Annotated in this window: 12 protein-coding genes; 4 read left to right on the top strand and 8 right to left on the bottom strand. The window is 66.8% G+C overall.

Features of this window, described 5'->3' with window-relative positions; translation table 11 throughout:
• Positions 1-82: 82 nt before the first annotated feature.
• Both IU452_RS28695 and IU452_RS28690 read right to left on the bottom strand, forming a co-directional pair.
• Positions 83-1366 carry a diguanylate cyclase domain-containing protein gene (locus IU452_RS28695; RefSeq protein WP_195112309.1) on the bottom strand — a complete coding sequence of 428 codons (1284 nt, stop codon included), beginning with the start codon at positions 1364-1366 and terminating at the stop codon, positions 83-85.
• Between the two features lie 166 nt (positions 1367-1532).
• Entirely contained in the window at positions 1533-1904 is a 372-nt protein-coding gene (locus IU452_RS28690) for a hypothetical protein (RefSeq protein WP_195112308.1), read from the bottom strand.
• Between the two features lie 173 nt (positions 1905-2077).
• On the opposite strand from IU452_RS28690, the gene IU452_RS28685 reads away from it, so the two are divergent.
• Entirely contained in the window at positions 2078-2884 is an 807-nt protein-coding gene (locus tag IU452_RS28685; protein ID WP_324192871.1) for a helix-turn-helix domain-containing protein, read from the top strand.
• Here the strand turns inward: IU452_RS28685 and IU452_RS28680 are convergent.
• Complete coding sequence (locus IU452_RS28680; protein ID WP_228818896.1) at positions 2857-4242, bottom strand: cytochrome P450; 1386 nt, start codon at positions 4240-4242, stop codon at positions 2857-2859. The genes IU452_RS28685 and IU452_RS28680 overlap by 28 nt on opposite strands.
• Before the next feature lie 390 nt (positions 4243-4632).
• Between IU452_RS28680 and IU452_RS28675 the strand changes: the two genes are divergently transcribed.
• Positions 4633-4845: a hypothetical protein gene (locus IU452_RS28675; protein WP_195112305.1), complete on the top strand. Its 213-nt coding sequence runs from the start codon at positions 4633-4635 to the stop codon at positions 4843-4845.
• Positions 4846-4929: 84 nt separating this feature from the next.
• Here the strand turns inward: IU452_RS28675 and glpD are convergent, their stop codons facing one another.
• From glpD to IU452_RS28660, 3 genes are all read right to left on the bottom strand, one after another.
• On the bottom strand, positions 4930-6651 hold the full coding sequence (gene glpD / locus IU452_RS28670; protein ID WP_195112304.1) for a glycerol-3-phosphate dehydrogenase: 1722 nt from the start codon (positions 6649-6651) through the stop codon (positions 4930-4932).
• Between the two features lie 97 nt (positions 6652-6748).
• Positions 6749-8290, bottom strand: coding sequence for a glycerol kinase GlpK (gene glpK / locus IU452_RS28665; protein ID WP_195112303.1), 1542 nt, complete (start codon positions 8288-8290; stop codon positions 6749-6751).
• Between the two features lie 40 nt (positions 8291-8330).
• Positions 8331-9143, bottom strand: coding sequence for an MIP/aquaporin family protein (locus IU452_RS28660; protein WP_195112302.1), 813 nt, complete (start codon positions 9141-9143; stop codon positions 8331-8333).
• 250 nt (positions 9144-9393) lie between these two features.
• Here IU452_RS28660 and IU452_RS28655 point away from each other — a divergent pair, with 250 nt between their 5' ends.
• Complete coding sequence (locus IU452_RS28655) at positions 9394-10197, top strand: IclR family transcriptional regulator (protein WP_195112301.1); 804 nt, start codon at positions 9394-9396, stop codon at positions 10195-10197.
• A complete protein-coding gene (gene glpK, locus IU452_RS28650) occupies positions 10194-11708 on the top strand; it encodes a glycerol kinase GlpK (protein ID WP_195112300.1) in 1515 nt (504 codons plus the stop codon). The genes IU452_RS28655 and glpK (IU452_RS28650) overlap by 4 nt, the downstream gene beginning before the upstream one ends.
• Here the strand turns inward: glpK (IU452_RS28650) and IU452_RS28645 are convergent.
• A complete protein-coding gene (locus IU452_RS28645) occupies positions 11696-12883 on the bottom strand; it encodes an MFS transporter (protein WP_195112299.1) in 1188 nt (395 codons plus the stop codon). The two genes, glpK (IU452_RS28650) and IU452_RS28645, sit on opposite strands and share 13 nt — an antisense overlap.
• Positions 12883-13524, bottom strand: coding sequence for a GntR family transcriptional regulator (locus IU452_RS28640; RefSeq protein ID WP_324192870.1), 642 nt, complete (start codon positions 13522-13524; stop codon positions 12883-12885). The genes IU452_RS28645 and IU452_RS28640 overlap by 1 nt, the downstream gene beginning before the upstream one ends.
• Positions 13525-13637: the final 113 nt, after the last annotated feature.

Genomic DNA, 13637 nt, shown 5'->3' with positions numbered 1-13637 from the left:
TTCCGACCATGAAGCCACACATCGCCGCCGGACCGTTCGGTTCGGCGGCCATGACAGTCTGGCACGGAGAAGCCGCCTCCGCTTACTTCGCGCTGCTACTCAGCGACCAACGCCCTCTGCCATTGGTTTTGGCGTCATAGAGCCCGGTATCGGCGGCGTCGAGCAGCGATTCGGCCTGCGCGCCCGCAACCGGGGTGAGCACCACCCCGATACTGGCCGACACCTGCAGCCGATGCTCCCCGACGGTGATCGGATCGGCCAGCGCCGACAGCAGCCGATTCGCGACGGTCACCACGCGCCGATCATCGGTCGGCGGCGGAATCAACGCGACGAACTCGTCCCCACCGATCCGCGCGACCAGGCAGTCGTGGTCGCTCACGCTGGCGTGAAAGCGGTCGGCGACCGCAGTCAGCACCTGATCCCCGGTGCCATGACCGTACCGATCGTTGACGTGCTTGAAGCGGTCGAGATCGGCAAAGCACAACCCGATCCGGTCGGCACCGGAGGCGGAGATGATGGCCGATTCGAGTCGCTCCAGTAGGTGGCGCCGGTTGGGCAGCCCGGTCAGCGGGTCGTGCCGGGCTTGACGTCGCAGTTCCTCCTGCAGTCGGTGCCGCTCGGTCACATCCTCGCCGACCGCGAGCAGATAATCGGCCTGGCCACCAACCCCTTTGACGAAGGTGATGGCGAACGCGGCCCATCCGAAGCTGCCGTCGGCACGCATCAGTCGTCGTTCCAGTTTCACCGTGCCCTCGCCGGCCGGGACCAATTTCTCGTAGACGAGAGTGCGGATCTCGTCCCGGTCGTCGGGGTGTGCGAAGTCGTAGACCGATGCTCCCCGCAAGGTTTCGGCCGGGACCCCGATCATCTCGGCCAGGCCTCGGTTGGCCTCGATCAGTGTGCCGTCGGTGTCGCCGATGGCGATGGCGACCGCCGCGTTGTCGAAGAGAATCCGGAATCTCTCGTCTGCCATGCGTCGCACCGCCTCCGGGCCGTTCTCGTCGCATTCCCGTGGGGGTCGGCACAATTCGTTCAACCCTGCCTGAAAACCCCGGCCCAGCTCGGTCAACAGCGCCGCTAGTCGTCCGGCCGCGTCCGGCCGGGTGCTGTGGGTGGCCAAGCGGCACAGCACCTGTGCGGAAATGCTCGGCACGGCCGAACCCGTCGGGTGCGCGGCCGCCAACGCCCATCCCACCCGAGCTCCCGCGGTCGCATCGAACGGGTCCGCATCCAGCGCGGTGGCGAGCTCGTCGAGCAGGCCCGAGAGCAGCTGTGGCGTCAAGCATTCCGATAGGGGGGAGTCGTCGCCGGATGTCAGTGCCTGCCGCCACGCCGACACCAGGATCGTACGTTCGATCTCGTTCACCGCTTACCCCCTGATCGTTGCGCTGTCGACAACCCCCCGTCGACAGCGCTGTGCCGGCTTGCATGTGATCATGAAAACCTACCGCACGGAATCACTTTCGGGGAATGGGGGTGGTGGCGTCGAGGCGGTTTTCCGCGAGGATCGACATCCCTCGCCTCGGGACGACTCAGTCGTCGGGCGGCCGGTGCGGTAGTTCGATCAGTCCGACACCGGGCTCGAGTGCGAAGAACTGGGTGCCGGGCGGGGCGAGGTGGGCGCTGGATCCCGAACCCGTCGATGCGGAGGAGCCGGGTGGGTTGAAGACGTCATCTCCGAAAATGGCAACGATGGCTTCCATTTTCATCCTTGCCGCCTGCTGCTCGGCGTCTATGAACGCAATCTCCAACTGTTGCTTCTGCTCGGGCGTCACCTCGATGTACGAGCCATCCCGGTGGGTCAAGCGCGCCGCGGGCCGCCCGTTGTCCGTGCCGGTCACCAGCCACAGCGGCGGGTGATTGTCGGCTCGGATCAACGTGGTCATCGTAGCTTCGAATGCCATGGCGCCCCCTGGACTTGGTCAGCTGATCAGTACCGTACAACGTTATGGTGCATGTTGCTCACATCGCGGCGGGTTTGTCGAGTTTAGTTGTCGTTCACCGGTGTTCACGGCCAGGGTCGCCCTAGTGGCACCGACATCTCGGTGGTGGGTGGAACTCGGTCAGGGAGGGACGGATGGGAAGATGTAGAAGTAGGGGACAAACCTTCTCCGGTGACTACATGCCCCCTGGTGCGATCTTGCGGCGCTACCGGAAGGACGCGGAGATGGAAGTGGAGGACCTCGCCTTGGCATCGGGCATATCCGCGTCGCTGTTGCAGAAGGCCGAAGCGGGGCATCGGAAAGTCACGAAACGAACCGTCGACGCGATCGCACCGATCGTCAACATGTCGCCGAGTGATCGACAGCAACTGCTGCGAATCGTCGAGCTCTGCGAGATGGATCCTGGGCGGGGCGGTGAGCCGGAGCCGACGCCGCACGACCTCCGGGTGCTGGATGCCAATCCCTTTCCTGCCTGCTACATGCGGCCTCCGTCGGGGCTGGAGGGTGCGCTCCACGTGATCGTCGCGACGAACGCCGCCTTCGACCGGTTCTTTCCCGGCCTGGTGCCCGGCGTCAGTACGGTCGATTATGAACTCTTGGATCCGGCGGCCAAGGATGTTTTCGTGCACTGGGGTGAAGACGCTCATCATCTCGTGAGAGCCTGCCGGTCGCAGTTGACCTTCGTTACGGAACACAGAATCGAAGAAATAAAGGCGAAGTTGCGTCAGAACCCCGATTTCGATGGCATGTGGGAGACTCCGTATCCCGCGCACCTGGAGTCGAGAGACACCGTGTGGGTTCGCGATATCGACGACGGCGCCGCTTTCGAGATGCATTTTCGCACTTCGTGGGACAAGAGTCCCTGGCTGCATTACGGCCTGACGCCGATGCAACTGGCCGACTACGTCAAACGCTACCCGATCGAGTTGCCTCGACAGTGAGTCCGGGCTCGGCTGTGGGCGGTCATCGGCAGTGCTGGTGGCCGCAGGCTGGCTGCCAATCGTGGTCGCGGCCGAGCGGTCGAGAGGCTCGATGACGGGCGTAGCTGCCATCGCGCCGCGATCGACGCCAGCGCGAGAGTGAGTTCGGTCTCGGCGAAATGTTCCCCGATGCATCGTCGAGAGCCGAGTCCGAACGGGAGATATGCGCCCGGTGGCACAGCACCGTTGTGCCATCGTTCAGGAGCGAACTGGCCCGGCGCCGGATAGACGTCGGCGCGGTGGTGGAGGATATACGGGCTGACGATCACCGTCGAACCGGCTGGGATGAGGACGGATTGCGTGATTCTCACATCGCTCATCGCGGTTCGGGTGACGATCCATACCGGTGGGAAGAGTCGCAACGTCTCCGCAACGATGTGCCTGGTATAGGTGAGTGCTCCCAAGTGCCGATGTGAGGCAACCGGCTCACCACCGAGTACGGAGTCGACCTCGGTGTGAAGTCGACGCTCGACGGCTGGGTGGGTGGATACCAGGTACAACGCCCATGCCAACGCCGTTGCGGTCGTGTCGATGCCGGCGATGAGTATCAGCGTCATCTGGTCGACGACCTCGCTATGGGACAACCCCTCGCCCTCGTCGTCGCTCTTCAGCAGCATCGACACCAGGTCGTCGTAGTCGCTGCCGCCGTCCGCGGCCGCGGCGACCCGCCCCATAAGACCCCGCAGTCGGCGCCTCGACGCTCGATAGCGGTGATTGTCACCCGTGGGAATTTTCGAGAACCAGTCGGGAAGGATCATCCGCTTGGCCGCAACTTCCACCAGGGTATCGATATCGCTCACCACTTGCGCGACCTCCGCGGTGGACAACGTCCCAGCGAAAAGCGTTCGAGCCAAGATGGTGGCCACCACGTCGTTGGTTTCGGCGGCGATATCCACCGGCTGCCCCTCGTGCCAACTTCGGGACATAGCGCCGATTTCCGCGCTCATTATGCTGGCGTAGGCGTGCATGCGGGATCTGTGAAAGGCGGGCTGGACAAGCCGTCGTTGCCGACGATGTTCCTCGCGATTGCAGGTTGTCAGGCTATTTCCCACCACCTCCTTCGCCCGCTCGAACAGCGGCCCTCCCTTATCGATATCCGTATGGCGCAGAACCTCGTTCGCCAGCTCCGGCGTGGACGCCATGAAGGTATTGTTCGCACCGAAACCGATCTGCAGGATATCGCGATCGGACAGCGAGGTGAGGAAGTCGAGGTGGTGCCGCGTTCGGAGTAGTCGACCGAATATCGAGAGAGCGTCCAACCGTCTCGGTGACAACCCCTGTGAGCCCGGTGTGGATTGGCCTGATTCTTGCGATTCCATCCCAGTGTCCATCATTCATCGAGGACTGCGGCCGCATCCTCGTCCACGTGGTTTGTACATCGAACCGTGTCGAAAGGCAAGCGGTGAATCGATTGCACAACGTGTGCAATTTGATCTGTTGTGCCAGGTAGGCCGGTGCGTTTCTCATTTGCACAACATGTGCATTGACACCGTCGAGTCGTCACGCGAGACTTACTGATCGAGATATGCATCGGCTCCTCGCCTCAATCGTCGTCGGCGAGACAGCATATCGATGGGGATGTACCGATCTCGTTATGGAGGGGAGAGATCGGTACATCCCCCAACCCACGTGTCGATCGCGGTTTGTTTTGCTAATTTGGACGACGTTATGCTTTGTCGTTCGTCAACTTGATCAGTAGGGGGAAGGATATGGGCGCCATTGCAGTTTCGGATTGCCTGAACGTGCAGATTCGAAAGCGCGCCGGATTGGCCGAAATTATTTCGACCCATGGCATCGATGCGGTCTTTGCGCGCATTGCCGAACTGCGTGCCAAAGGAAACAACATCGCCGCGCAAGCTATCGAAAGTGAGTACAACGAGCTTCGGGACTACCTGCGATTCCGGCTGCGCGGCCAGGCATAGATGGCGAGCGACAGGGGGATCGCGCAAAAGGCAGCGCCCGCGACCTGATCGGTCGCGGGCGCTGGGGACGTCGGCCTGGGGCCGTCAGGCGACGGCGACCAGGCGCGCGGCGTTGGCGGCCTCGTCGGTGGCGGCCTGGTTGGCGGCCAGTTCGGCGTGGACGCGGTCGCGGTAGCGGGTGATCTCGCGGTCGGTGGTGTCGGCGTCCCAGCCCAGCGGGGCGGCGATCAGGCGGGCGATGTGCTCGGCCGCCTCCAGGCCGCGGTCGGCCAGTTCGATGGAGATGCGGGTGCGGCGGGTCAGCACGTCGTCCAGGTGCAGGGCGCCCTCGTGGCTGGCGGCGTAGACGGCCTCGACGGCCAGGTACTCCTCGGCACCCGGAATCGGCTGGGCCAGTCGCGGATCGGCGGCGATCAGCTCGAACAGGTCGTGCACGCCCGAACCGTAGCGGCCGAGCAGATGCTCGACGGTGGTCGCGGACAGACCGGCGCGCTGGGCGACGCTGTGCAGGTCGGCGGTCAGCTCCTGGTATCCGACCGCGCCGATGATCGGCAGGTGCTCGGTCACCGACGGTGCCACCGCCTGACCGAATTCGGCGACCGCGGCGTCCACCACGTCCGCGGCCATCACCCGGTAGGTGGTGTACTTGCCACCGGCGATCACGAACAGGCCCGGAACCGGTTCGGCCACCGCGTGTTCGCGCGACAGCTTGGTGGTGTCGCTGGCGGTCGCGTCGGCCAGCAGCGGACGCAGGCCCGCGTAGGTGCCGACGATGTCGTCCTCGGTCAGCGGCTCGCGCAGCAGGGCGTTCACGTGATCGAGGATGTAGCGGATATCGGCGTGGCTGGCCGTCGGGTGGTCCTTGTCCAGATCCCAATCGGTGTCGGTGGTGCCGATGATCCAGTGCCGGTGCCACGGAATGACGAACAGGATGCTCTTCTCGGTGCGCACGGCGATGCCGGTGTTCAGGTTCAGCCGCTCGCGCGGAACCATAATGTGCACACCCTTGGACATGCGCACGTGGAACGGGAAGTCCACGCCGGTCATGCGGTTCATCTCATCGGTCCACACGCCGGTCGCGCTGATCACGCTGCGGGCGCGCACGGTGTATTCGCGGCCGGTCTCGAGATCGGTGACGTGCGCGCCGACGACGCGGTTGCCGTCGCGCAGGAGCCCGGTCACCTTGGTGCGGGTCAGCACGGTGGCGCCGTGCTGGGCGGCGGTGCGGGCGATCATCATGGTGTGGCGCGCATCGTCGACCTGCGCGTCGAAGTAGCGGATGGCGCCGATCATGGCGTCCTCACGCAGCGCGGGTCCCAATTCCAGTGCGCGCGTGCGGGAGACGTGCTTGTGCATGGGCAGTGCCCGGGCCCCGCCCATGGTGTCGTACAGGGCGACACCGGCGCCGATGTAGGCGCGCTCCCACACCCGGTGCTGCAGCGGCAGCAGGAACGACACCGGGCGCACCAGATGCGGCGCCAGCTTGTGCAGCAGCAGCTTGCGTTCCTTCAACGCCTCGCGCACCAGCCAGAAGTCGAGCTGCTCGAGGTAGCGCAGCCCGCCGTGGATGAGCTTGCTGGAACGGCTCGAGGTGCCGGCGGCGAAATCGCGCGCCTCCACCATGGTGACCGACAGGCCGCGCGCGGCGGCATCGAGCGCGGCGCCGGCGCCGACGACGCCACCGCCGATGACCAGAACGTCGATCTCCTGCTCGCCCAACGAATTCAGGGCATCGGCCCGGTAGGCGGGGTCCAAACGTACGGACACGGTCGATTCTCCTTTGTGATCCCCGTCGGGCCCCTCCATTGGTTCCCGGCGGCTTGGTTCTTTAGTTCCCAGCAGCCTGGGGTTTTAAGTTCCCGGCGGCTTCGTCCCTTGTTTCCCGGCGTGTTTTTCGCCGGAATCAGTCGTCCTCATCGATCCAATCGAGGGTGCGCGCGACGGCCTTCTGCCAGCGGGCGTAGCCGCGTTCGCGCTGCGGCTCGGCCAGGGTGGGGTGCCAGCGCTTGTCCTCGCGCCAGTTCTCCTCCAGCTCATCGGTGTTCTGCCAGAACCCGACGGCCAAACCCGCGGCGTAGGCGGCGCCGAGCGCGGTCGTCTCGGCGACCACCGGCCGCGACACCGGCACACCCAGGAAGTCGGCCTGCAGCTGCATGCACAGCTCGTTGGCGGTGACGCCGCCGTCGACCCGCAGCACGTCGAGCTTGACGCCGGAGTCGGCCTGCATGGCCTCCACCACATCGCGGGTCTGATAGCAGATCGACTCCAGCGTGGCCCGCGCCAGATGGGCGTTGGTGCTGAAGCGCGACAGCCCGACGATCACGCCGCGGGCATCCGAGCGCCAGTAGGGCGCGAACAGTCCGGAGAAGGCGGGCACGAAATACACCCCGCCGTTGTCGGCGGCCTGGCGGGCCAGCGATTCGCTTTGCGCCGCACCGGAAATGATGCCCAGCTGATCGCGCAGCCACTGCACCGCCGACCCGGTCACCGCGATCGAGCCCTCCAGGGCATAGACCGGTTTCTCCTCGCCGAACCGGTATGCCACCGTGGTGAGCAGCCCGTGCTGCGAGCGCACGATGTCGTTACCGGTGTTGAGCAGCAGGAAGTTTCCGGTGCCATAGGTGTTCTTGGCCTCGCCGGGCCGGAAGCACACCTGGCCGACGGTGGCGGCCTGCTGATCGCCGAGCACACCGGCCAGTGCCACCTCGCCGGCGAACGGGCCGTCGGCGCGGGTGGTGCCGAACAGTCCCGGATTCGACGACGGCGCGATGGTGGGCAGCATCCGGCGCGGAATCCCGAACAGCGACAACAGTTCGTCGTCCCAGTCGCAGGTCTCCAGATTCATCAGCATGGTGCGGCTGGCGTTGGTCGGATCGGTGACGTGCACGCCGCCGTCGATGCCGCCGGTGAGGTGCCACAGCAGCCAGGTGTCGGTGGTGCCGAAGATCGCCTCGCCGCGTTCGGCATCGGCGGCCACGCCGGGCACGTTGTCGAGGATCCAGCGCAGCTTGCCGCCGGAAAAGTAAGTGGCGGGCGGCAATCCGGCCTTGCGGCGGATGGTCTCACCGTGCCCGGCCCGCTCGAGGTCGGCGGCGATACGGTCGGTGCGGGTGTCCTGCCAGACGATGGCGTTGCAGTACGGCCGCCCGGTGCGGCGATTCCACACCACCGTGGTCTCGCGCTGATTGGTGACGCCGACCGCGGCCAGATCGTGGGCGTTGAGATTCGCCTTGGTGAGGGTGGTTTCGATGACGGCGCGAGTGCGCTCCCAGATCTCGGTCGGGTTGTGTTCGACCCAGCCGGCGCGCGGCAGAATCTGCTCGTGCTCGAGCTGATGGCGGGCAATTTCGTTGCCGCCGTGGTCGAACACCATGAATCGGGTGCTGGTGGTGCCCTGGTCGATCGCTCCGACGTATCGAGCGGTGGTAGTGCGTCGCTCGCTCACTGCTGTCCTTTCGAGAAAACGCTTGTGACAGAAGGGAAGTTCAGAACAGGAGCTGGGCGACCAGACCGGCCAGTGCGCCGCCCAGCAGGGGGCCGGCGACCGGGATCCAGGCGTAGGACCAGTCGGAGTTCTTACGCTGCGGTGCCGAACCGGCGGGCGGATCGGACGGACCGGGGGAGGTCGGCGCGCCCGTGGACACCGTAACCCGCGCGGGCGCCTGCCTGGTCACGGGCAGCACGGCGTGCGCGAGCCGGGGCGCGAGGTCGCGGGCGGGGTTGATGGCGTAGCCGGTGGGCCCGCCCAGGGAGGCGCCGATGCCGACGACCAGCAGACCCGCCGCCAGGGGGCCGAGCCCGCTGGGGGTGTGCCCGAAGCCCAGAATCACCAGTACCAGGACGAAGGTGGCGATCACCTCGGTCGCGAAATTCCAGGGGTAGGAACGGATCTCGGGGCCGGTGGCGAACACGGCCAGCTTCTTGGTCGGGTCGGTCTCGGCGTCGAAATGCCGCTTATAAGCCACATAGGCGACGACCGCGCCGAGGAAGCCGCCCACCATCTGCCCGGCGAAATAGGCGACCGCGTTGGCCGCGGTGATGTCGATCCCCGGGGCGAATTCGTCCGCGCCGCTGGTGAGCAGGCCGAGGGTGACGGCCGGGTTGAGGTGCCCGCCGGTCTTGTAGGCGACGTACACGCCCGCCATGACGCCCAGACCCCAGCCGAAATTGATCAGCAGCCACCCGCCATCGAATCCCTTGGACTTGGTCAGCAACACATTCGCAACCACGCCGACGCCGAGCAGCACCAGCACACCCGTGCCGAATGCCTCGCTCACGAAGATCGAGCCGAAGTTCACCGTTGAGCCTCCGTCTGCCGTGCGACCGCGGGCGCGGCCGTGTCAATCGTGACGTTACGAGCCCGGGGGCGACGCGGACACCGATTCCATTCGACATTGTCGAACGTTTGCGGTGGCTGGGCCGGATCGATGCGGCTACTGTCGGGTGAGCGGGCGAAATTGTGATGTGGCTCACATTTCCTATCGGAAGATGTTGCTTGTCGATCGCCAGGTGTTCGACATTGTCGAATCGGCGGGTAGGTTTACCGGCGTGCCCGGGCCTATCCAATCCATCGAGCGCGCCGCCGCCGTGTTGCGGCTGCTCGCCCGCGGTTCCGGCCCCCTGGGCGTCGGCGAGATCGCGGCCGCACTGGGTTTGGCCAAACCCACCGCGCACGGCATCCTGCGCACCCTGGCGGGAGTCGGGTTCGTGGATCAGGATCCCGCCAGCGGCAAGTACCGGCTGGGTGCCGCGCTGCTCGGGCTGGGCTCGGGCTATCTGGACACCAACGAGCTGCGGTCGCGGGCGATCAACTGGGCCGACGCGCTCGCCGCCCGCACCGGGGAGTCGGTGCGCATCGCCGCCCGGGTCGACGACGACGTCGTGGTGATCCACCACGTCTTCCGCCCCGACAACACCGAACAGGCCCTCGAGGTCGGTGAGCTGCTGCCGCCGCATGCGACGGCGCTGGGCAAGGTGCTGCTGGCCTACGACGCGGAGCTGGCGGCCGCGGTGCGTGCGCGGGCACCGGCCGCGCTGACCCGCCGCACCCTCGTCGATCCCGCCGAGCTCGGTCGCGACCTGGCGAAGGTGCGCCGCAGCGGGTGGGCGGGGGAGGCCGCGGAGTTCCGGCCGGGGGTGGCCGGTATCGCCGCGCCGATCCGGGCGCGCGGGGGTCTGGTGGTCGGCGCCATCGGCATCACCGGTCCGCTGGATCGGCTCTGTGACCCGCAACTGCGGCATCGCTCGGCTATGGTCGGGCAGGTGCGTGAAGCCGCCTCGGCCGTGTCCCGCGATCTCGGTGCCGGACAACGGCTTTCGACCGAACCGCAGACAGGAGGCGAACGCCGATGACGCAACGGTACGTGCTGGCCGTCGACCAGGGCACCACCTCCACCCGGTGCATCCTGTTCGATCAGCGGGCCCGCCTGGTGGGGGTCACCCAGCGCGAACACCGCCAGTACTACCCGCGCCCCGGCTGGGTGGAACAGGACGCCACCGAGATCTGGCGCAGCGTGGAGCGGATGTTGCCGCGGGTGTTGCGGGAGGCCGCCGTCACCGCGGATCAGGTTGCGGCCGTGGGGATTGCGAATCAGCGTGAATCCACCGTGGTGTGGGATCGCCACACCGGTGTCCCGGTGAGCCGGGCGGTGATCTGGCAGGACGTGCGCACCGAGGAGTTGGTGCGCGAGTTGGAGACCCGGCCCGGCGCCGAACGGATCCGGACCCTGTGCGGGCTGCCGCTGGCCACCTATTTCGCCGCACCCCGGTTGCGCTGGCTGCTGGACACCACCCCGGGCCTGCGGGAGCGGGCCGAACGCGGTGACGTGCTGTTCGGCACCATGGAGACCTGGCTGATCTGGAATCTGACCGGCGGCCCCGAGGGCGGCTCGCACGTCACCGATGTCACCAATGCCAGCCGGACGCTGCTGATGAATCTGGCCACCCTGACCTGGGATCCGGAACTGCTGGAGTTCTTCGGCATCCCGGCGGCGATGCTGCCGCGCATCCAGCCGTCGACGGCCCCCTTCGGCACCACCCGTGCCGTGGTGCCCGGCCTGCGGATCGCGGCCGCGCTCGGCGACCAGCATGCCGCGCTGTTCGGCCAAACCTGTTTTGCGCGTGGGGAAACCAAATGCACCTACGGCACCGGGGGGTTCCTGATGATGAACACCGGACGGGAGCTGGTGCAATCCACCCGCGGGCTGCTCACCACCATCGGCTATCAGATCGATGAGGACCCGGTCTACGCCCTGGAAGGGCCGATCGCGGTGACCGGCTCGCTGGTGCAATGGATTCGCGACAACATCGGCCTGGTGGCCAGCGCCCCGGAGATCGAAACCCTGGCCCGCACAGTCGAAGACAACGGCGGTTGCTATCTGGTGCCCGCCTTCTCCGGACTGTATGCGCCGCATTGGCGCGGCGATGCGCGGGGGCTGATCATCGGCCTGACCTCCTACATCACCAAGGGGCACCTGGCGCGAGCGGTGCTCGAGGCCACGGCCTGGCAGACCCGCGACGTCGTGGAGGCGATGAACGCCGACTCCGGATTGCAGGCCCGCGCCCTGCGCGTGGACGGCGGTATGACCTCCAACAACCTGCTCATGCAGATCGTCGCCGATGTGCTCGACATCCCCGTCATGCGGCCGTTCGTCGCCGAAACCGTCTCGCTGGGCGCGGCCTATGCGGCGGGCCTGTCGGTCGGTTACTGGCCGGATCTGGAAGGGCTGCGCCGCAATTGGCGCATCGCGGCGCAGTGGACGCCGCGCATGGATCCGCAGCTGCGCGAGGACGAGTACGACAACTGGCGCCGCGCTGTGGAACTCACCTTCGGCTGGCTGCGGCCGCGCAGTCACGCGCGGTAATTGCGCGCCACGACGGCCAGGCATCCCAGAGCCGCGACCGCCCCGGTGGCGAACATCGCCGGATAGCCGAAACCCGGGTACTCGTGCAGGAATGCCAGCACGACCGGTACACCGAAGCCGAGGTAGCTCACCGAGTAGAAGACCGCCGTGAGCCCGGCCAGATCGTCGGGCCGGGCGATACGCTCGATCTCCTGCAATCCGGCGACCAGGCCGATGCCGTACCCGGCGCCCAGCACGATGGCGGTGACGATCGCGGCGGGAACCAGGAGGGTGGCGGAGGTGTAAGCGGCGGTGGCCATTCCGCAGGCGGCCAGGATCAGTGCGACGGCGGCGGCGCGGGCGGTGCCGGGCTTATCGATTCGGCGTGCGACCGACTGGATGGCGAAACCGCAGCCCAGCGTGATCACGGTGACCAGCGCCGAGAAGGCGATCGGTGCACCGCGAACGCGGGTGGCCAGCAGGGTGGGCAGTACCGCGTAAGCCGTTGCGGCCGAGGTGAACAGCCACAGTGCCGCCGGGAGCGCGATCGTGCGGAAGCGATGGTGCCCGGCGGCAGGAACCTTCAGGTCGTCGCGCAGCCGACCCGGATTGCGTTGGGGGACGACCGTTTCAGGGCAGTTCCAGACGCAGCTCGCGGCGGCCAGGCAGAGGGCGACATTGATCAGATAGGGCAGGCTGTCCGGCCACGGCGCCCACTGGGCCAGCGTTCCGGCCAGGCCCGCTCCGAGCGCGAATCCGGCGGTGAGGCTCATCGCCGAACGCCGTGCACCCGTGCCCTGCGACAGTTCCTTCAGCCAGCTGCTGCCCACCGCCATCGCCAGGCCCAGGGCGGCCCCGCACAGCACCCGGCCCGCCGACAGCAGCGGCACCGAGCCGGACCCGAACGCCAGCAGCAACGATCCGGCCGCACCGATCAGCGGGGCGGGCCGCATGAGCCGGCGGCGGCCGTGGCGATCCGACAGCGGCCCGCCGATCAGCAGCGCGGGCACGATGCCGAGCACGTAGTCGAACAGCAGCAGATCGACGGTCGTGACCCCCAGTCCGTGCTGCTTGTACATCACCAGCAGCGGCGTGAATTCGTTACCGCCCCAGGCGATCGCGAACATGGCCGCCGCCACGCCCCACCAGGCCCGAGTGCCCGGACGGGTGCGGATCGGTGCGGTGATCGTCGCCATCACAGCCCCCGCAGTTCCAGCTGGTGCACGCCCGACAGGTGCTCGATCAGGGCGGCGGCGAAGCCGTCGGGGTCGCCCGCCTCGATCAGCTCGGCCAAGCGGGTGTGCTGCTGCAGGATTCGCGCGAAGTCTGTCGAACCACGGTGCAGCGCAACGCTGTTCATGCGGCGCTGGCGCTCGCGCAGCGAGTCGTAGAAGCCGGTGAGCAGCGGGTTCGCGGCGGCGGCGACGTAGGTGCGATGGAAGTCGGTGTCCACCACCGCCATCGTCTCGATATCGCCGGTCTCGGCCAGTTCGTGCTGGCGGGCCAGCGACGAGCGCAGCGCGGCGGTCAGCGCCGATCTGTCGCCCGCCGACACCGTGCGCACCGCGGCCGTTTCGACGACGTAGCGGGCGTGGGCGACATGTTCGGCCTCGTGCGGGGAGATGGGCGTCACCAGCGCCCCGCGCTTGGGGTAGAGCTTCATCCACCCTTCGGTTTCCAGCCGCAGAAACGCCTCCCGGACCGGAGTGCGGGAGGTGCCGAGTTCGGCGGCGATCTCACCCTCGCTGATCAGCTCGCCGCCGGAGAGTGCGCCGGTCAGGATGCGTTCCTTGACTTCCTGATAGGCGCGGTCGGCCGATGAATACGTCTTAGACACAAGTCGCATTCTAAGCAAATCATGGGATGAGTGGTTTACCGGGGCCGAAAAGGTCAATAGGCGAGGTGGTGGCGGTTCACAATGATCATGGATTCATCTCGAGTTTTGGCTTT

Source organism: Nocardia transvalensis (genome assembly GCF_015477765.1).
GTDB lineage: Bacteria > Actinomycetota > Actinomycetes > Mycobacteriales > Mycobacteriaceae > Nocardia > Nocardia transvalensis_A.
This window is presented reverse-complemented; position numbering and strand designations above follow the sequence as displayed.

Excerpts from the sequence above, each read along its gene's own strand:
- IU452_RS28690 (WP_195112308.1), bottom strand. The coding sequence starts at position 1,904 with ATGGCATTCGAAGCTACGATGACCACGTTGATCCGAGCCGACAATCAC.
- IU452_RS28685 (WP_324192871.1), top strand. The coding sequence starts at position 2,078 with ATGGGAAGATGTAGAAGTAGGGGACAAACCTTCTCCGGTGACTACATG.
- IU452_RS28680 (WP_228818896.1), bottom strand. The coding sequence starts at position 4,242 with ATGGAATCGCAAGAATCAGGCCAATCCACACCGGGCTCACAGGGGTTG.
- IU452_RS28675 (WP_195112305.1), top strand. The coding sequence starts at position 4,633 with ATGGGCGCCATTGCAGTTTCGGATTGCCTGAACGTGCAGATTCGAAAG.
- glpD (WP_195112304.1), bottom strand. The coding sequence starts at position 6,651 with ATGGAGGGGCCCGACGGGGATCACAAAGGAGAATCGACCGTGTCCGTA.
- glpK (WP_195112300.1), top strand. The coding sequence starts at position 10,194 with ATGACGCAACGGTACGTGCTGGCCGTCGACCAGGGCACCACCTCCACC.
- IU452_RS28645 (WP_195112299.1), bottom strand. The coding sequence starts at position 12,883 with ATGGCGACGATCACCGCACCGATCCGCACCCGTCCGGGCACTCGGGCC.